The following is an 18,916-nucleotide window of genomic DNA, read 5'->3' as shown; positions in this document are numbered from 1 at the left end:
GAGCCTTTGAAAAGATAACAAACTAAATAATCTACTGAAACACAAGCTTATCATCCTCAAGACTAATCGCGATCGTGTGACCCGACGCAAACGTGCCTTCGAGAATTTTGGTCGCGATCGGATTCTCGATTTCTCGCTGAATCGCACGCTTGAGCGGTCTGGCACCGTAGGTAGGGTCATAGCCAACCGCCGCAATGTAATCTTGAGCTTCGGGGGTCAGTTGCAAGCGAATTTTTTGTTCGGCAAGGCGTTCTTCGATGCGTTTGATTTGCAAACCAGCGATCGAGCGAATTTCTTTCCGACTTAAAGCATGGAAAATTACCGTCTCATCAATGCGATTGAGAAACTCTGGACGGAAACTCGATCGCAGGGCATCCATCACCCGCCGCCGCATTTCCTCATATTTAGAATCATCATCGGCAATATCGAGAATGTGATCGCTACCAATATTACTGGTCATCACGATCACTGTATTTTTGCAATCGACCAATCGTCCTTGGCTATCGGTAATCCGCCCATCATCTAGAACTTGCAACAGAATATTAAACACATCGGGGTGCGCTTTTTCGACTTCGTCAAACAGAACGACGGAGTAAGGATGGCGACGCACGGCTTCCGAGAATTGACCGCCTTCCTCATAGCCCACATACCCAGGCGGTGCGCCTATCAGTCGAGAAATGGAATGTTTTTCCATATATTCCGACATATCAATGCGTACCATCGCCGCATCGGTATCAAACATAAACTCAGCCAAGGCACGAGCCAGTTCCGTTTTACCCACACCCGTAGGACCAAGAAACAGAAAAGAACCAATGGGACGATTAGGGTCTTTCATCCCCGCTCTGGCACGGCGAATAGCCGAGGCCACTGAAATTACTGCCTCATCCTGTCCGACTACGCGTTCGTGCAGGTGAACTTCCAACTTCAGCAATTTCTGACGTTCCGATTCCAACAGACTCTTGACGGGAATCCCCGTCCAACGCGCCACAATTTCGGCAATATCATCTTCTACCACCTGTTCGCGAAATAGGGGAGAACCATCTGCCCGTGCTTTCCCTAGTTCCAATTCGGCATCATCAAGTTGCTTTTCCAAATCGGTGAGTTTGCCATACTTGAGTTCGGCAGCGCGATTGAGGTTAAATTCTCGTTCGGCTTGCTCGATCTGGAGCTTGGTTTGGTCGATCTGCTCCTTGAGGATCTGAAGATTCTCAATCGTGTCTTTTTCCAGTTGCCAGCGCGTACTAAACTCAAATTGCTTTTCGGTAAGGTCGGTAACTTCTTTTTTGATGCGACCGAGACGCTCTTGAGAAGCCTTATTTTGTTCGTTTTGCAGAGACACCATTTCAATCTCTAACTGCATGAGGCGGCGTTCGATCTCATCCAATTCTTCAGGTTTAGAAGTGATTTCCATTTTGAGCTTTGCCGCCGCTTCATCGACCAAATCGATCGCTTTGTCAGGCAAAAAGCGATCGGAGATGTAACGATTGGAAAGCACGGAAGCCGCAACTAGCGCCGAGTCAGCAATTTTGACCCCATGATGCACCTCGTAGCGTTCTTTTAAACCGCGTAGGATCGAGATCGTATCCTCGACACTAGGCTGATCGACAAATACCTGTTGGAAACGACGTTCCAAAGCCGCGTCTTTCTCAATATACTTGCGATATTCATCGAGGGTGGTCGCGCCAATACAACGCAATTCTCCCCGTGCCAGCATCGGTTTGAGTAGGTTGCCCGCATCCATCGATCCCTGTGTCGCTCCCGCACCCACGACCGTGTGCAATTCATCGATAAATAGAACGATCTGTCCGTCTGAAGTCAGAACTTCTTTTAACACTGCCTTGAGCCGATCTTCAAACTCACCTCGATACTTTGCTCCTGCAATTAACGAACCCATGTCGAGGCTGATCAGAGTTCTACCTTTGAGCGACTCTGGAACATCGCCGCGAATAATGCGTTGGGCTAATCCTTCCGCGATCGCCGTTTTACCTACGCCCGGTTCGCCAATCAGTACGGGATTATTCTTGGTGCGCCGCGACAGGACTTGAATCACCCGTCGAATTTCGTCATCGCGTCCGATCACGGGATCGAGTTTGCCATCCTTTGCCTGAGCGGTCAGATCGCGACCGTATTTCTCTAGAGCTGCATATTTGGCTTCGGGGTTCTGATCGGAAACGGTCTGGTTACCGCGTATTTTGCGGATAGAGGCTTCTAATTGCTTGCGATCGAGATTGAGGTTGCGAAATAAGCGCCTGCCGATGCGATCGTCATCTAACAAGCCAATCACAAGATGTTCGATCGAAATAAATTCATCTTCAAAGGTTTTACGAGACTCATCGGCGCGATCGAGCCAAACTTCGAGGTTGCGTCCCAGATAAAGTTGGTCGGGACTGGCAACTCTGGGCTGTTGACGCAAAAAATCTTCAACTTGTCTTTGCAATCTTGCCACGGGCACAGAGACGGAGGTCAAGATCGTTGTTGCTAACCCATTTTGCTCGAGTAAAGAAATCAGCAAATGTTCTACTTCTAGCTGCTGATGCTGAGCGCGGCGGGCAACGTCTTGAGACTTGACGATCGCTTCCCAAGCTTTTTCTGTGAATTTATTGGGGTCTGTAGGCTGCATTACAAGTTGTCAGGCAAATTATGGGAGTATTTGAGATTAAAAAAATCTGTAGCATCGATCGCTCATTGTACAGATGACGCATTATAGAATACAGCCTTACTATAGCTAGGTATTTATACTTTGTCTGCTACGATAGCTAATCTAATCTTAGGTTTTCTTAGTTAATCTTAGTCAATGTTAACGAATCTAGTACCGGTAAATATATCTCAAGATAGATGGGGTTTGACCCTGCTTCGAGAGACTTTAGGACTAGGTGTCCTGTCGAGTTCAAGGTTTATATATGGTTAACCAAGTAGTAATTCGTCTGGGAGTCTCTTGTGTATTGTTGCTTACGCTTCCAGCCGCATCTGATGAATTGGTCAGATTCTTTCAATTTCCACATATTTTTGGGGGGGTTGCAGCGATCGCGTCTTGTATTGGTGCTTGTGTCCCAGTTTTGAGTTTGTTCCAAAATTCTGATTAGCTATTTAGTATTATGGTCTAGTCGCTTTATTGGTTATTTTGCTGTGGACGCACTCGAACTTAGCACGCTGGGATTAAATATTCTTTTAGGTTTGCTGATTCTCTTCTATGTTTTTCGGATTGTGATCACTTGGTATCCACAGGTTCCCTTAGATAAATTTCCCTTTAACCTGATTGCGATCCCCACAGAACCCTTACTCATCCTTTTACGCAAACTCGTGCCCCCCATCGGTGGGATCGATATTTCTCCCATCATTAGCGTCGGCATTTTTAGCTTTTTGCGCGAAATTTTGCTGGGGCAGCAAGGTATTTTGACCATGATAAATTAGTGAATACCCTGCTCTTGCAAAGGCTACCTGTATATACATCTCATTTATCCAAGAAGTTTGATCCCCCTGCCCTATCGGGCATCCCCCTTAATAAGGGGGACAAGAGCAATTCTCCCCCCTTATTAAGGGGGGATCTAAACTTTTGCTTATCGCAGATAATCAATCAGTTCGCAAGTATCAATTTATGCAAGTTCGTCGCCGTTCGATAATGCAGGGAACAGAGCAAGGCAAGGATTATCCGATCGCCAATCCCAGCGCTAAGCCCCATAATATTTTAGAAAAAATTGTCTGGCAAAAGGAACGAGAAGTTGCCCAGATGTATGACCAGCTCCCCTTAGAGGCTCTGATCGCGAAGTTAGAGAATCTGCCAAAACCACGCGACTTTCGGGCAGCCCTGCAAAACAATCGGCAAGCCGATCGCCCCGCACTGATTGCCGAAGTCAAAAAAGCCTCGCCAAGTCGGGGGATCCTGCGCCCAGACTTCGATCCCGCCGCGATCGCGCAGGCATACGCACGCGGTGGGGCAAGCTGTCTCTCGGTGCTATGCGATCGGGAGTTTTTTCAGGGTGGCTTTGAAAATTTACAGTTGGCGCGGGCGGCGGTTGACCTGCCCTTACTTTGCAAAGAATTCATCATCGATCCCTATCAGATCTATTGGGCAAGACTGCATGGAGCCGATGCCGTGTTGCTAATTGCGGCAATTCTCAGCGATCGCGATTTAATCGATCTACAGGTGATCGCGCATGGCTTAGGCATGACAACCTTGGTGGAAGTGCATACGCAGTCTGAATTAGAACGAGTATTAAGGATGCCGAATGTGGACACGATCGGGATCAATAATCGCAATCTTGAAGACTTTACGGTCGATTTAGCCCAAACGCAGATTTTGTTGGATGCTTTAAATGAGCAAGTCAAACAAACCTATCTCTGGGTAAGCGAGTCAGGCTTGTACACCCGTCAAGATTTAGCCTTTGTTGCCAACTGCGGTTGCGGTGCGGTACTCATTGGTGAATCCTTGGTGAAGCAACCCGACATTGAGCAAGCCGTCCAACTTTTACTAGGAAACTAGCCTCAGTCGTACAAATCCACGCAATTTGTCATTTTGTTAGAGTATTAAGATCCCAACATTTATTCGTCTTTGAAAAATAGAGAAAATCTTTCATGACAGCAGCAGTAATCAGTAACCACATCGAAATTACAGCAGGAACTTGTGGGGGTAGACCTCGCATTGCTGGACATCGGATTACGGTGCAAAATATCGCGATCTGTTATGAGCGCATGGGAATGTCTCCCGATGAAATTGTTTATCACTATCCCAGCATCACGCTAGCTGATGTTCATGCTGCATTGGCTTACTATTACGATCATGTTGAAGAAATTAGGAAAGATATCGAAAGTGATGAGATGTTTGCTAGGGAAATTAAGTCTAAACATCCTTCTTTAGTTCAGCAAAAGCTGAGTCGTATTCGTGGCTAGAGAGATTAAGTTTCATTTGGATGAGAATGTCAGTAATGCGATCGCAAGTGGGCTTCGTGCTAGAGGCATTGATGTCACTACTACTCCAGAGCAAGGACTAATTTCTGCTTCCGATGAAATCCAGTTAGAGTTCGCCCGTTCGATGGGGAGAGTAATTTTTACGCAAGACACTGATTTTTTGCGCATGAACCAGCTAACTGCCAATCATTTAGGTATTGTTTATTGTCCTCAGCAGACTAAATCTATAGGACAAATTATTCAAGGACTCGTTTTGATTTGGGAGTTATTAACGACGGATGAAATGGTTGGACATCTGGAATATTTGTAAAGAGTATCTCTAAAAAATCAAAATTATTGCGAGGATAAAAATTGGGAATTTAAATTCTGGGAATGTGAGTTTTCTAGTGAGGTTGGGGTCATGGCAATTATTACAGGTTTATCAGGTAACGAAATTTTTTGTCTGCGCCAAAAGAACTTGACCCCAGGGGATCTAGTGATTGGCAATAGCGTAATTTCACTCGGTGTGATTGGTAGTATCGCATCGGGTCTAAAAACTCTATTTGGTGGCGAAGTCTCTCAAATTACGCGCATCATTCACGAAGGACGACAACGAGCCTATACGCGACTGTTAGCAGAGGCAAAACGGCATGGGGGCATCGGCATCACAGGGGTTTCTAACGAACTCGTCCTGCATAGCGGCAATGTTGAGTTTCTAGCGATCGGCTCCTGCGTGCATCAGGAAGGAGCCAAAACCGAACACTTGGAATTCTCTACCTCATCTGACGGACAGGCGCTTTATTGTCAGATGGATGCAGGCTTTACCCCCAAGCAGTTCGTATTTGGCAATGTTGCCTACTCGATCGGTGTCGGTGGGGGCTTGCTCGGGGGCTTGAGAAGTTTGAAACGGGGTGAAGTCAAAGAATACTCTAGAGTATTTAATGAGACGCGACATTTGGCACTGCAGCGCATTAAAACGGAAGCGAGACAGGTAGAGGCCAATGCCGTATTGGGAATCAATACATCGATTCTTCCCTTTGCAGGATTGCAAGAAATGGTGATGATTGGCACTGCGTCAGAGCATCCCGCTCTACCTAAGAGCTTTTATCAAAATCCGATTACCAGCGATTTGACCAATGAAGAAATGTGGAACTTGGTGAATCAAGGCTATATGCCTGTGCAATTGGTTTTAGGGGTTTCAGTCTATTCATTGGGATTTGTTGGGGGCGTTACTTCATTCTTTAAATCGTTTGTGCGCGGGGAAATTCGCGAACTCACGACCCTAATCTACGAAGCCAGAGAAGAAGCCTTAAAGTACATTGCTGAAGATGCGCGGCGCTGCCATGCGGATGAAGTGGTGGGGATCAAAACCTATGTCTATAACCTAGGTGGCGGCACGATCGAGTTTTTAGCGATCGGGACAGCCGTGAAAAAAATGCCAGAGGTCAAGACGCAATCTGAAACTCTACTCCCTCAAGCAATTATTCGCGATCGCGACACGTTTATTAATACGGCTGATGGCTCTACCGTCGCGGCACTCAATCAGGCAAATAATCTGTCGGGTTCGATCGCCTTGTTTGCCAGCTTTGCCTTTTTCGCAATCTATTTGATCTTTCTTTTCTTCAGATTCATCCTTCATCGTTAAATCGACTTGCATCGATATACCCACCCGCAATAACTCTCAAGCAAGTTGGGATTAGAGAATTCTCAAGTGTTATCAATTTTTTGCAAATATTCAGGTGGAACGCACTCCACTAGCCAGACCTGATTTGCAGAACAGTAAAAGAGATAGCCATCTTTATGCATTGATGCCGCATCGACCGAAAAGATAACAGGTTTGCCATGTCTCTGCCCAACGGCTTTGGCAGTCGATCTCTCGCTGGACAAATGCACGTGATGTCGAGACATTTTCTGCAACCCCGACTGCATAATTGCTTCCACACTCTTTTCAGCCGTACCGTGATACAAGCGATCGGGCGGTCGAACAGGCTCTAGCTGTAAATCTACTTCTACACTATGCCCTTGGTTGGCACGAATTAACATACCTGTGGAATCGAAGGAAAAGCGTTTTTTCTCGTTTGTGGCAACAACTTCTTCCAATTCAGAGGGGCTAATGGGAAAGTTATGCTTTGCACTAGCATTGAGAAGATCTTCCACTTTTACCCATCCTCCAACATCCAATTGCAAGCCGAGTTGCTCGGGCTGATGCCGCAAATATTTGCTGAGGAACTTACTAATTGTGGTAATGCGATTATTTTTCATGATATCCATTCAATCTAAATTAATATCAACTGCTCTTCAATTTTCGACAGATCGGGGTTTAGGCTCTGCGCTTAGTTGCATTCCTTTCAAAAATTAAGTTGCGAATATTAAAGACATCTCCAGCCCATCACAACTTGCAGATCGCTTTGAGAACCTTGAAAATTTGGATAGAAGGTTCAGGTTCGATAAAGGACAGAGAGAGAAATAGCTGATAGATGGGTAATTCACCTGCACAGATGCGAATGAATTGGAAGTGCAATCCATTTGTAGCTAAGCCCCTTTGCCTTTATCCTACACTTTGCGATCGCAATTTTTCCTAGTCGTAAGTCGCAAGGAACTCACGCAAAGGAAACGATTAAATAGCTATCTTGAAACTTTGCGCCTGTTGCTTGTTTGCCTGCGAGTTCAGTTGGCAGAAATATATTTCGTCTTTGATCGCCTGCTTCGATTGTCACCTCAGGGCCCGATTGAATTAATTTTACTTGTCGCTTATCAAATGTCGGTAAAAACAGCTTTACTTGCTTAGTGGCAATATCGATCGCTACAGGAACGGGAGCAAGGTCAGCAGCCATGTGGCTAGGAATTACCAATTCGACTGGGCGATCGGGAATTACATGTACGGGTAGCGGTGAAAATTCCCGATCGCTAATTTCCGATCGCGCAAATACGCCACCTACGGTCAAACCAACTTGTTGGGCACTGCCCCAGAGATATTTTGCTGTCGCGATCGCGATCGGATCGGCAGTCGTTACCAAGTAAGCCGCCACGCGATTTGGATCGTTGACTGCCTTTAGCCCCTTAGTCAAAACATTATTCATCTCGCCAGCTTGTTGCGTGATGTCATCCGTAGAGGAGACCTGCAAAATACTGCGTAAAATTGGTTCGACAAATGGCGAGAGTGCCTGTCCCAATGCCGAACCCGTGAGCACCTGCCGAAATCGGCGTAGATACCAACCCAAAATTTCAGGCATTCCCAACATGCGCAAGGTAATCAGATCGCCGATACCGTCATAGACGATCGCATCATATTTCCCTTCAGCATCGCGCTCGCGCAAAAAGCTCAAGCCCAGAGCCGCATCCATTCCGGGTAGAATTCCCAACTCCTGCCCATAGACCTCCTTAAAAAAAGGCGTGCGCAGAAACTGACTCTCTAAGCCCTTCATTTTTTCCCAGTACCGTTCGAGCAATGTCGTGGACTGCAAATGCACTGCCGATAACCCCGAACTCACCTGCTGTGGATCGCAGGATAGCTCTGTTTCTAGCATTTGACTGAGACCAGGACCTGCCTGTTGCCCCACCAAGAGCACCTGTTTTCCTTGACTGGCAAAAGCCTTAGCGATCGCGATCGCAGTGGTTGTCTTACCTACGCCACCTTTACCTAAAAACGTCAAAATTTGGCTCATGTTGTTTGGCTTTTAGCTTTCAGTTTTTAGCTCTTAGCTTTTTAAAGAGGTCAGTTTTCGGTGTCAATCTCTAAAATCATTCTAGCCACTTGCTAACCGCTAACTGTCCTGATGATTCACTTTTTTTCTGAGAATGGGGCTAGGCGTAAAGTAAGGCACTTTTACCGCTGCAATGGTAATCGGATCGTGGGTGCGAGGATGTCTTCCTTGCCTAGAGGGGCGATCGCGCACCCCAAACTTGCCAAAGTCGCTGAGCATAATCGATTGTTGCTGCGAGAGCGCACGCGAGATACAAGTTAGTGCCGCTTCTAAACTCGCAGAAGCCATATTGTGGCTGAGTCCATCGACCTCAGCCATCATGCCACGAATGATATCCTGACGATTTAGATCGGCCATGCTACAACTCCTCAAGAAGGAATCAGTGAGGTTAGGTGGTTTCCAAGCATAAATTTTACTGACCCACGTTGCCCGTACAAAGTCGCAGCAACGCGGATATTCTCATTAGCTCAGCCAACGTGGATATTCAAACGAGCGGAAATCGCTTGAGAGCAACCTCCTAGTAAGCAACCAATTCTAGCTCATCCGAAAAAAACCAAGTGGATCGATTATCAGGGAAGGTAACGATGTAGCCCCAGCCACCACCATCAACAATTTTTTCTTCTTTAATCACGCCAACTTCGCCAACTTTACCTGCGACATCTTTGCTAACGTTGTCTTTAAAGGAGCGAACACGAACTTTCTGACCCACTTTCATAGTTATTAATTTTGTACTTAAACTTATCAATGCTTAGAATTCTCTTAAAGAGTTTACATTAATTTTTGGATCAAGTTTTGGGATTAGGATAGGAGAGATGACAGGCAAAACAAGTAAGTCTTGGTTTTGACAATATCCATACAATTTTTTAGGCTAAACATCGATCGTATGCCAGTAACTCACGCACATTTGCAGACATGGAAGCAACAAGGACGAGCGATCGCTGCCCTAACGGCTTCTGAATATGCGATCGCTAAAATCATCGATCGAGCAGGGGCAGACCTAATTTTGGTGGGGGATTCTCTGGCAATGGTGGCACTGGGGCATCGCAATACCTTACCGCTTACCCTCGATCAAATGATTCACCACGCCCAAGCGGTTAGTCGTGGCGTTACCAATGCGCTCTTGGTGGTGGATTTGCCCTTTTTAAGCTATCAAGTTAATTACGAACAAGCCTTGCAGTCAGCAGGACGAGTTCTCAAAGAGACCAATGCCCAAGGGGTCAAACTCGAAGGGGGATATGCAGATATGGTACATACGATTGGCAAACTGGTACAGGCAGGTATTCCTGTGATGGGGCATATCGGGCTCACACCGCAGTCTGTGCATCAGTTGGGCTATCGCATTCAAGGCGTCACCCCAGACATGGCAGAAAAAATCTTTTTGGAAGCTAAAGCTTTGACAGATGCAGGTGTTTTTGCCTTGCTTTTGGAACATATTCCCGCCGAGCTGGCTGAAAAAATCACGAAAACCATTCCAGTCCCTACGATTGGGATTGGTGCAGGGAGCGCCTGCGACGGTCAAATTCTCGTCACCCACGATTTGTTGGGGCTTTCTGACAAACAGCCCCCATTTGCACCCAAATATATCGACTTGAGCGAGGCGATCGCGACCACGGTAGATCGCTATTGTCAGGACGTGCGACATCATACCTTTCCACCCGTAAAGCCGCCCCAATAAGGCAACCGAGTTTAAATTTTGCAGACGGATGGAGGAATGCTTTGGATAACACTGGAAACCTTTAGGGGTGACGGACTCTAGCATCAATCGCCTTTACTTCATAGTAAGATCGTTCTCCGCATACTTCGCCCTAAATTCCGAGTCTTTTTACCTTTTTTCCCCTTTTACCCTTTATGTCATATACCAATCGCACCGCCAAAGTGCACCGCCAAACTGGAGAAACCGACGTTACTGTGGCACTAGATCTAGATGGACGCGGCAAGGGAGACGTGAATACAGGCATTCCGTTTTTAGACCATATGCTGCAACAGATTTGCTCCCATGGGCTGATCGATTTAGACATTCAGGCGACTGGGGATTTGCATATCGACGATCATCACACCAATGAGGATGTCGGGATCACCCTGGGCATGGCGTTAGGCAAAGCGTTAGGCGATCGCAAGGGAATTGTGAGGTTTGGTCATTTTGTCGCGCCCTTAGATGAAGCCTTAGTCCAAGTTGTGCTTGATTTTTCAGGTCGTCCCTATTTGGTCTATGGGCTTGAAATCCCAACGCAAAGAGTGGGTACCTATGACACGCAGTTGGTGCGAGAATTTTTTCAAGCGATCGTCAACCATGCCCAGATTACCTTACATATTCGTCAGCTTGATGGGGTGAATTCTCATCACATTATTGAGGCAACATTTAAGGCATTTGCACGGTCTTTAAGAATGGCGATCGAAGCCGATCCGCGACGGGCTGGAGTAATTCCCAGCTCCAAAGGTGTTTTGTAGGCACCTTTAAGTGTCCGAGATGATTTTAGGTCAACTTAAAGTAAGTTTTTCGAGGGGATAAATCATGAAATTTCTACGATTCGTGCCTTTGCTAGGCGCAATTTTGTTACCAGGAGCTGCTTTTGCCCAATATCCGATCATTTTCAACCACATTAAGACGACAAATCTTACCCAAGAAGAATGCGTAGATAATGCTGGGGCAGCGATGAAACGGGCAGGCTTTACCAAAAATTTTGAGTTTATTGGTAGCGGCGCATTTGCAGTCAGAGGTAGGTACAGCGCCACAATTCGATGTGTAGCTGAGCGCCGCATTGTGTTTTTTGCGGTGGCAGGTCCCGATAACCAGACCGCTTCCGATCTAGTCGAGGAATTGCAAAATACCTTTTAGGTGATTGCTATCAAGCAAAATCCCAAATCGAGGGGCAGTGCTACCCTGCCTGCCCCTATAGAATGGGTGGAGAAGATTCTTAGGATGACCTTAATATCCTAAATACTGAGTTTGCCCAGTGAAATGTAGGGCTTATTCGGTCATCTTGCGCTTTACAATTAGAGTTAAAGCAAAATTGTATCTTTTGCTCCAGTTTTAGTAAGTTAAAGATAAAAAGAATGTCTGACCGCCCCATCCTGCTTGATTTTGAAAAGCCACTGGTAGAGTTAGAAGGAAAAATAGAGCAGATCCGCAACTTGTCACAGGAAACCAATGTTGACGTTAGCGACCAGATCGAACACCTAGAGCAGCGTGCCGATCAGCTCAGACGGGAAATATTTCATAACTTAGGACCGATGCAACGGATGCAGATTGCCCGCCATCCGCGTCGTCCTAGTACGCTCGATTATGTCCAAGCGATCACCGATGAATGGCTCGAATTGCATGGCGATCGCCGTGGTAATGACGATCCCGCCTTAGTTGGTGGCATTGCCAAACTGGGAGATTGGTCGGTGGTCATTGTGGGGCATCAAAAGGGACGAGATACCAAAGACAACATCGCCCGTAATTTTGGTATGGCTGCCCCTGGTGGATATCGCAAGGCATTACGGCTGATGGAATATGCCGATCGCTTTGGTATGCCCATTGTCACCTTAATTGATACGCCCGGAGCCGATCCTGGGGTATCTGCCGAAGAGCAGGGACAGGGAGAAGCGATCGCGGTCAACCTGCGTCAAATGTTTAGCTTTAGCGTCCCGATTATCTGTACCGTCATTGGTGAAGGTGGCTCTGGTGGGGCATTAGGCATTGGGGTCGGCGATCATCTCATGATGTTTGAAAACTCTGTCTATACCGTAGCTACACCTGAGGCCTGTGCCGCAATTTTATGGCGCGATTCGGCGAAGGCTCCCAAAGCTGCAGAGGCACTAAAAATTACCGCCAACGATCTCGAACGTCTAGGCATTATTGACCAAATTTTGGCAGAACCCCTCGGTGGCTCCCATCGAGATCCCCTAAAAGCTGCGGCAGCGCTCAAATCTGCCCTCATTAGCAATCTCAGTCGATTAAGCAAAATGGAAGCCAGCGATCTGCAAGAGCATCGCTATCAAAAGTTTCGCAAAATGGGTGTTTTTCTAGAAGGTTAAGCCCATAAATCTGCTACATTTGGCTTAGTGAATTGTTTAGTACATTTGGCTGAATTTCTAGGTAAAGACGATACTTTTGCAGAAATGTAAGCTTTGTACTTTATGATTCGCCCTTTAAAGGCTTGGATAAGGGAACCTACTGTCATGGCGCAAATTGACCTTTTAGAACAGGTACATATGGGGAATACAAAAGTAATTTCCTCCTTGATGAATCATCAGCTCGGCGCTCAGGGGATGGTCATAGAGGTAGATCGGCAGGATGACTGCATGCAGATCGCCATTACCGATCTAGGGCGATCGCCCAATGGCAGTGGAAAAATTCCCAATCGTAAAGCCTTAGGATCGATGATTCAAAAGTGGCTGATTAAAATTGGGGTTAGAAATGTGTCTACAGTTCGCATTTCGTTGCAGCGATCGGAGCAATCTGAGCCAGTCTGGATCGATGAGTTTGCCCTTCCCACGGATAGTCAAAGCGTTGCACCTGTGAATTCTCGCCTAACCTCCCAACCAAATTTCCTAACAAATTTGCAGCCAAATCCCAACCAAATTCCCCACACATCCCAGCCCAAAAGTCCTTATATAAAGTTTCCAAGCAATCTCGCCATATCTAAACAGACACCAAATTTGAACGGCAGCGATCGCGAAGATTTTGTCATGGAGCTTCTGGGCGAATTCAGCGATCCGCTATCAAAACTTGCATATCCACAAACTGCAACCTCGCAAACTGCAACCTCACAAACTGCTATCTTGGGAAGTAACGCACAAAATACGGATCTCAATCCACCACTAATTCCATTACCTACTTTACCTCCCGTGACACCCTTAACGACGATGGGGTTTTACCATGGCAAAAACCACCATGCCAGCCTCAACCCTGAGTCAATCAGTACAAATGGAACTGCTTCTTCCGATTTTTCTAACCCTGCCGATAAGCCTTCTCTCAGTAAACTGAATCAATTTTCCCAAGTCCTTGCACAAACACCAAGCCTGCCCATCCAAATCTTGCAATACTGCTTGACCTGTCTTTTTCTTGTGGCACTGATTCCCAGTATTCATTACTTAACGGGAAGTTCTCATGTAGGAAAGAGTACAGCAGCAAAACTACTAGGAAATACCTTAAGCAATTATAATTTGGCGGCATACATTCCCCAGAGAATCGCAAAGCACTCATGACCGCAGCCTCCCAAATTCTCCCCATTCATGTTTGTGTCACGTTTGGTACGCGCCCAGAAGCGATTAAACTTGCCCCTGTGATTCGATTTTTGGCACAGAGTCAAGATTTTAAAACCACAATTATCTTGACTGGGCAGCATCAAGAGATGGTGGCTCAAGTAATGAACTTATTTGAGTTACAGGCAGATTACGACCTCGCAATTATGCAGCCCAAGCAATCGCTGACCCAAATTACCTGTGGCAGTTTGGTCGGTTTAGAACAACTATTTCTCCAAATTAAGCCTCAAATCGTTCTGGTTCAAGGGGATACAACCACTGCTTTTGCTGCCGCTCTTGCAGCTTTTTATCAACGCATTCCAGTCGGTCATGTGGAAGCTGGCTTGCGCACCGACGATCTATTCAATCCCTATCCTGAAGAAGGCAATCGTCGCCTCGTATCGCAAATCGCTCAACTCCACTTCGCACCCACATCGATGGCAGTAGAGAATCTTCGCGCCTCAGGTGTAAAGGAAGGAATTCACAATACGGGGAATACAGTGATTGATGCGCTGCTACATGTCTCATCACGATCGCCTGTTTGTGATGTTGCTGGCTTAGATTGGTCAGCCTATCGAGTGATTTTGGCGACCGTGCATCGCCGCGAAAATTGGGGCAAACCTCTGGAACAAATCGCCCAAGCTTGGTTAGAAATTCTCGATCGCTTCCCTGATGTGGCGTTGGTCTTGCCAATGCACCTCAATCCTGTCGTGCGGCAACCTTTGCAAGCGCTCTTGGGATCTCATCCTCGCATCTTTTTGGCGGAACCTTTTAGTTACGAACAATTGGTGGGAGCGATGCGGCTATGCTATCTGATTATGACCGACTCTGGCGGTCTCCAAGAAGAAGCCCCTAGCCTTGGCAAACCCGTCCTAGTTCTGCGCTCTAATACAGAACGTCCCGAAGCGATCGCCGCAGGTACAGCCAAACTCGTCGGTACGGAAACAAAAGGGATTGTAGAGATGACGACGGCAGTTCTCAGCGATCGCGCAATCTATCAAAGCATGGCAAATGTGGCGAATCCCTTTGGCGATGGGAGATCTAGTCAAAGGATTGCCAATATTATTAGGGCTTATTTTAAGGTTGGCTCCTAAAAGGTAAGATTTGCATTTAGGAGCGTAGAAGTGATATCAACAGAAGCGACTAAGTGCGCCTATCTGACCAATCATTTATCTATCTGAATTCTGGGTTGATTCAGGTTCTTGGGGTTCGATCTCCTCTGGTTCGCTTTTCTCAACTTTGGACTCTTCGTGCTCAACCGTGGGAGTAGGAGCATTTCGGGCATTGGTAAAATCGGCTCCAGTAATACTTCTCAAAGTAACTAAGTAAGTTCCTGTCAAGTCAGCACCAACTAACTTTGCATTTGTGAGATTAGCCCAACTTAACTTGGCATCGGTAAGATTAGCACGACTGAGATCTGCGCCTGTGAGATTTGCACCCGTAAGGTTAGCCCTCGTTAAATCAGCTTCCACCAGATTGGCTCCACTCAAATTCGCGCCATTTAAAAACGCCCCCGTTAAGAAAGCATTACTAAATTTGGCGCGGTTGAGATTCGCCTTAGTTAGGTTCGCTCCTGTTAAAAAAGCACGGATGAGCGTTGCCTCTAGCAAAATGGCTTCGCTCAAATCTGCATCAATTAGAAACGCTTCGGTTAGGTTCGCACCAATAAGAGAAGCTCGATTTAAACTCGCTCCATTGAGATTAGCTTGAGACAAATCAGACCCACTCAGATTGGCACCATTCAAACTGGTGAGATTTAATTCGGCGCCTTCTAGATTGGCTAAATCTAAAACAGCCCCATCTAAATCTGATTCAATCAGATTGACCTCACTCAACTCTGCCCCTGTTAGGAATATTCCACTCAGCTTTAACCTGCTGAAATTTCTTTCTCCCTTGGCGTATTGTTCTAAGAGATGTTTTGCTTCCATGAAATTTTATTGCTAAGCCTAATACCGAGGATGGACACCCAAAATCTGTGCCACTTCTTTGGCAAAGTAAGTGAGAATAATATCTGCACCAGCGCGTTTCATACTGGTGAGGGTTTCCAGCATTACTTTTTTCTCGTCAATCCATCCCAATTGCGCTGCTGCCTTGATCATGGAGTATTCTCCACTGACGTTATAGGCAGCTACGGGTAAGTCGGTGGCTTCTTTGACCTTGGCAATAATATCGAGATAGGCGAGTGCAGGCTTGACCATGACGATATCTGCACCTTCAGCAATGTCCAGATAAACCTCTTTGAGCGCTTCTCTCGTGTTGGCAGGATCCATTTGATAGGTTTTTTTGTCTCCAGACTTGGGTGCAGAACCCAGAGCATCCCGAAAAGGCCCGTAATAGGCGGAGGCATATTTAGCAGAGTAGGCAAGAATGCTAACGTGTTCGTAGCCGTGTTCGTCAAGGGCCTGACGAATTGCTCCAATGCGTCCGTCCATCATGTCAGAGGGCGCCACCATATCTGCACCCGCTAGAGCTTGAGACAGGGACATTTTGACCAGAACTTCCACAGTGGGATCGTTTAAAATAATGCCATTCTCATCGAGAATGCCGTCGTGACCGTGGGTGGTGAAGGGATCGAGGGCAACATCGGTAATGACAAGAATATCTGGAACCGCTTGCTTGATCGCGCGTACCGATCGCTGAATCAATCCATCGGGGTTATAGCTTTCACTGCCCGTAACATCTTTCTTTTCATCTGGAACCGCAGGAAATAGAGCGATCGCATTGATACCGAGGTCATAAACTTCTGCAATTTCCTTAAGTAGCAGGTCGAGCGTAAAGCGATAGGCTCCGGGCATAGAGGGAACTTCAACTCTGGTATTTTCCCCTTCCATCACAAACATGGGGTAAATCAGATCGTCAACCGTGAGATGGGTTTCCTTAACTAAGCGACGAATCGCAGGATTGCGGCGTAGGCGACGGGGGCGGTGAGTAAGTGACATGAAAATTCTCGATTAAGGTTAAAATAACTTTACAATTGGAGTTGTAATTGAGCTTTATTCGTAAATTTTTTTGAAATTCTCTCAGATCTTGTATTGTACCAAAACAAGGATACATCCTAAATATGGACAGTTCTAGCTGGCATTGGCGCGACGGCATTCTCACCTGCGATCTGTTGTCCCAGTGGCAACACGGCTTTTTTACGCGATCGCACAATCCTCAAATGCCCCAAGATTTGCATAGGAGTTTTTACTCGGAGGGTGTGGCCTATCGAGCCAAACAGGTGCATGGCGATCGCTTAATTCACGCTCAAGACATTTCCACCGAGCCGCCTTTACCCGAAGCCGATGGGGTTTGGGTCAGCCCTGAGTTTGCTAATGCACCGACCTCTGTATGGGTTTGCACCGCTGATTGCGTTCCGATTTTGATTGGCGATCGCCGTCTTGGAGCAGTAGCCGCAGTACATGCGGGTTGGCGGGGTACTGCGGCAAAAATTGTCAAAGAAACGGTGATCCAACTGTGCCAACGGGGTAGCGAGCTAAAAGATTTGTTAGTGGCACTCGGTCCTGCAATTACAGGAGAAGCCTATCAAGTATCCCAATCTGTCGCAGAGCAAGTAGTGGCAACGATTCAAACACCCGTTGGTGTAACGCCCGATCGAGAACCCGATCGCTGTCGTTTAGATCTGCGCCTCGTGCAGCAACAACAACTTAAGGAGTTGGGAATTGCCCCCGAGCAAGTGGCGATCGCACCCTATTGCACCTTACAAACCCCCGAACATTTTTTTTCCTATCGCCGTTATTGTTTAGAACATGGTGTAGAAGCCAAGCGATCGCCACAGGTGCAATGGTCTGGCATTGCGATTCGGTGAAATCTTGCACTACAGAATTTAGGAGATCGTAGCCAGATCCTTATAGCTAAATCCCATTGAATTTTAATCAAGAGAAATTTTGACGGTTTTCGATCAAGATGTGTTATTCTTGCTAATGCAAGTTAAGGGCTTGTAGCTCAGTGGACTAGAGCACGTGGCTACGGACCACGGTGTCGGGGGTTCGAATCCCTCCTAGCCCGTTTTAATTTAGTAAATCAATTACGTTGATTTAACTAGCTGTTAAAACATAAATCAAACCAATTCTCATCGGTACTGTGATGTCTTTCGGGCATGATTGAACGCATATTTTTAGCAGGTGCTAGTCGTGGTGTAGGCAGAGAAATCGCCAAGTACTTAACGACCAATTCCCTGTTTCAAAATCATCCAATTGTAGCGCTTTTGAGAGATGTAACCTACCAAGTCGAATTGGAAGCAATGGGCATTTCCGTGGCGATCGCCGACGCTTTACATACAACCGTGCTAGAGCAAATTATGCTGCGCGAGGCTCCTGATTTAGTAGTCAGTACCATTGGTGGTTTGCCCAAAGATGGTGTGAGAGCCGACTTTTTAGGAAACAAAAACCTGATCGATAGTGCGGTAAAAGCAGGCATCAAAAAGTTTATCCTGATTTCTTCGATTGGAAGTGGTGATAGTGCCGAAGCGCTTCCTTCACAAGCTTTGCAAGCACTAAAAAGCGTTCTTATCGAAAAAGCTCAGGCAGAAAATTATCTAATCGCGAGTGGGTTAACTTATACGATTATTCGTCCAGGGGGCTTAAAGTCTGAACCACCCACAGGTAAGGGTATTCTCACAGAAAATCCTAAGATTTCGGGCACGATTCACCGCGCAGATGTTGCCGATCTCGTCTGTCAATGTTTGCGAAGCGATCGCTGTAACAATAAGATTCTCGCAGCGATCGATCGTGACAAGATCTATAACCCAATACCTTTTGAAGAATTTTTACTGTAGGTATCTTCCAAATTCACGGTCTATGGTATATTAATAGTCCGATTGTTCTAGGACGCATAGCTCAGTTGGTTAGAGCACCACGTTGACATCGTGGGGGTCACTGGTTCGAGTCCAGTTGTGTCCATACTTCAAAACTCTGTCTTAGTAAACGGTGTTATGCGAAAAACTTTCTTTTAAGACGCTTAAATTGAGTTTATCGATTCGACTTTGCATAGATACTGCATAGCATTCCTAGTCTGGTGAGGTACAGTAACAGCAATGTATGAACCATCCTAAAATATCCACCAAAGAAAGTTGAGCAAAAGCGTCCTGAATCGCTTTG

Annotated in this window: 21 protein-coding genes and 2 tRNA genes; 16 read left to right on the top strand and 7 right to left on the bottom strand. The window is 46.4% G+C overall.

Features of this window, described 5'->3' with window-relative positions:
• Positions 1-31: 31 nt before the first annotated feature.
• Positions 32-2,620, bottom strand: coding sequence for an ATP-dependent chaperone ClpB (clpB, locus tag V2H45_RS03665; protein ID WP_330482261.1), 2,589 nt, complete (start codon positions 2,618-2,620; stop codon positions 32-34).
• Between the two features lie 280 nt (positions 2,621-2,900).
• Between clpB and V2H45_RS03660 the strand changes: the two genes are divergently transcribed.
• From V2H45_RS03660 to V2H45_RS03635, 6 genes are all read left to right on the top strand, one after another.
• Entirely contained in the window at positions 2,901-3,083 is a 183-nt protein-coding gene (locus V2H45_RS03660) for a hypothetical protein (protein WP_330482260.1), read from the top strand.
• A 43-nt stretch (positions 3,084-3,126) separates the two neighbouring features.
• Positions 3,127-3,411: a YggT family protein gene (locus V2H45_RS03655; protein WP_330482259.1), complete on the top strand. Its 285-nt coding sequence runs from the start codon at positions 3,127-3,129 to the stop codon at positions 3,409-3,411.
• Positions 3,412-3,595: 184 nt separating this feature from the next.
• On the top strand, positions 3,596-4,480 hold the full coding sequence (gene trpC, locus V2H45_RS03650; protein WP_330482258.1) for an indole-3-glycerol phosphate synthase TrpC: 885 nt from the start codon (positions 3,596-3,598) through the stop codon (positions 4,478-4,480).
• A 92-nt stretch (positions 4,481-4,572) separates the two neighbouring features.
• Positions 4,573-4,887 (top strand): DUF433 domain-containing protein, encoded by a 315-nt coding sequence (locus V2H45_RS03645; RefSeq protein WP_330482257.1) that lies wholly within the window; start codon positions 4,573-4,575, stop codon positions 4,885-4,887.
• A complete protein-coding gene (locus V2H45_RS03640) occupies positions 4,880-5,215 on the top strand; it encodes a DUF5615 family PIN-like protein (protein ID WP_330482256.1) in 336 nt (111 codons plus the stop codon). Before V2H45_RS03645 ends, V2H45_RS03640 begins: the two co-directional genes overlap by 8 nt.
• Positions 5,216-5,305: 90 nt before the next feature.
• The gene (locus V2H45_RS03635) at positions 5,306-6,529 is read left to right on the top strand and encodes a heavy metal-binding domain-containing protein (RefSeq protein ID WP_330482255.1); all 1,224 of its coding nucleotides are present in this window, start codon (positions 5,306-5,308) and stop codon (positions 6,527-6,529) included.
• A gap of 62 nt (positions 6,530-6,591) precedes the next feature.
• On the opposite strand, the gene V2H45_RS03630 is transcribed toward V2H45_RS03635, so the two are convergent.
• From V2H45_RS03630 to petP, 4 genes are all read right to left on the bottom strand, one after another.
• Complete coding sequence (locus tag V2H45_RS03630; RefSeq protein WP_330482254.1) at positions 6,592-7,146, bottom strand: RNA 2'-phosphotransferase; 555 nt, start codon at positions 7,144-7,146, stop codon at positions 6,592-6,594.
• Between the two features lie 338 nt (positions 7,147-7,484).
• Complete coding sequence (locus V2H45_RS03625; RefSeq protein ID WP_330482253.1) at positions 7,485-8,549, bottom strand: Get3/ArsA fold putative tail anchor-mediating ATPase NosAFP; 1,065 nt, start codon at positions 8,547-8,549, stop codon at positions 7,485-7,487.
• A 99-nt stretch (positions 8,550-8,648) separates the two neighbouring features.
• Entirely contained in the window at positions 8,649-8,945 is a 297-nt protein-coding gene (locus tag V2H45_RS03620; RefSeq protein ID WP_330482252.1) for an HU family DNA-binding protein, read from the bottom strand.
• Positions 8,946-9,105: 160 nt separating this feature from the next.
• On the bottom strand, positions 9,106-9,303 hold the full coding sequence (petP, locus tag V2H45_RS03615; protein WP_330482251.1) for a cytochrome b6f subunit PetP: 198 nt from the start codon (positions 9,301-9,303) through the stop codon (positions 9,106-9,108).
• Between the two features lie 168 nt (positions 9,304-9,471).
• Here petP and panB point away from each other — a divergent pair, with 168 nt between their 5' ends.
• The 6 genes from panB to wecB all read left to right on the top strand — a co-directional run bounded on the left by panB (position 9,472) and on the right by wecB (position 14,911).
• Positions 9,472-10,263, top strand: coding sequence for a 3-methyl-2-oxobutanoate hydroxymethyltransferase (gene panB / locus V2H45_RS03610; RefSeq protein WP_330482250.1), 792 nt, complete (start codon positions 9,472-9,474; stop codon positions 10,261-10,263).
• A gap of 173 nt (positions 10,264-10,436) precedes the next feature.
• Positions 10,437-11,036, top strand: coding sequence for an imidazoleglycerol-phosphate dehydratase HisB (hisB, locus tag V2H45_RS03605; RefSeq protein ID WP_330482249.1), 600 nt, complete (start codon positions 10,437-10,439; stop codon positions 11,034-11,036).
• Positions 11,037-11,100: 64 nt separating this feature from the next.
• Complete coding sequence (locus V2H45_RS03600) at positions 11,101-11,424, top strand: hypothetical protein (protein ID WP_330482248.1); 324 nt, start codon at positions 11,101-11,103, stop codon at positions 11,422-11,424.
• Between the two features lie 218 nt (positions 11,425-11,642).
• The gene (locus V2H45_RS03595; protein ID WP_330482247.1) at positions 11,643-12,608 is read left to right on the top strand and encodes an acetyl-CoA carboxylase carboxyltransferase subunit alpha; all 966 of its coding nucleotides are present in this window, start codon (positions 11,643-11,645) and stop codon (positions 12,606-12,608) included.
• Positions 12,609-12,752: 144 nt separating this feature from the next.
• A complete protein-coding gene (locus V2H45_RS03590; RefSeq protein WP_330482246.1) occupies positions 12,753-13,781 on the top strand; it encodes a hypothetical protein in 1,029 nt (342 codons plus the stop codon).
• On the top strand, positions 13,778-14,911 hold the full coding sequence (gene wecB, locus V2H45_RS03585; protein ID WP_330482245.1) for a non-hydrolyzing UDP-N-acetylglucosamine 2-epimerase: 1,134 nt from the start codon (positions 13,778-13,780) through the stop codon (positions 14,909-14,911). Before V2H45_RS03590 ends, wecB begins: the two co-directional genes overlap by 4 nt.
• Positions 14,912-14,986: 75 nt before the next feature.
• On the opposite strand, the gene V2H45_RS03580 is transcribed toward wecB, so the two are convergent.
• Together V2H45_RS03580 and hemB are read right to left on the bottom strand one after the other, a co-directional pair.
• Positions 14,987-15,745, bottom strand: a complete 759-nt coding sequence (locus V2H45_RS03580) for a pentapeptide repeat-containing protein (protein ID WP_330482244.1) — start codon at positions 15,743-15,745, stop codon at positions 14,987-14,989.
• A gap of 18 nt (positions 15,746-15,763) precedes the next feature.
• A complete protein-coding gene (gene hemB / locus V2H45_RS03575) occupies positions 15,764-16,756 on the bottom strand; it encodes a porphobilinogen synthase (RefSeq protein ID WP_330482243.1) in 993 nt (330 codons plus the stop codon).
• A gap of 122 nt (positions 16,757-16,878) precedes the next feature.
• Between hemB and pgeF the strand changes: the two genes are divergently transcribed.
• The 4 genes from pgeF (at position 16,879) to V2H45_RS03555 (ending at position 18,718) form a co-directional block, all read left to right on the top strand.
• Complete coding sequence (gene pgeF / locus V2H45_RS03570; RefSeq protein WP_330482242.1) at positions 16,879-17,625, top strand: peptidoglycan editing factor PgeF; 747 nt, start codon at positions 16,879-16,881, stop codon at positions 17,623-17,625.
• Positions 17,626-17,751: 126 nt separating this feature from the next.
• A tRNA-Arg gene (locus V2H45_RS03565) sits at positions 17,752-17,825 on the top strand.
• Positions 17,826-17,916: 91 nt separating this feature from the next.
• Positions 17,917-18,594 (top strand): SDR family oxidoreductase, encoded by a 678-nt coding sequence (locus V2H45_RS03560; protein ID WP_330482241.1) that lies wholly within the window; start codon positions 17,917-17,919, stop codon positions 18,592-18,594.
• 50 nt (positions 18,595-18,644) lie between these two features.
• Positions 18,645-18,718: transfer RNA gene (locus V2H45_RS03555), tRNA-Val, on the top strand.
• Positions 18,719-18,916: the final 198 nt, after the last annotated feature.

Origin of the sequence: Tumidithrix elongata BACA0141 (assembly GCF_036349135.1) — a bacterium.
Lineage (GTDB): Bacteria > Cyanobacteriota > Cyanobacteriia > Pseudanabaenales > Pseudanabaenaceae > Tumidithrix > Tumidithrix elongata.
This window is presented reverse-complemented; position numbering and strand designations above follow the sequence as displayed.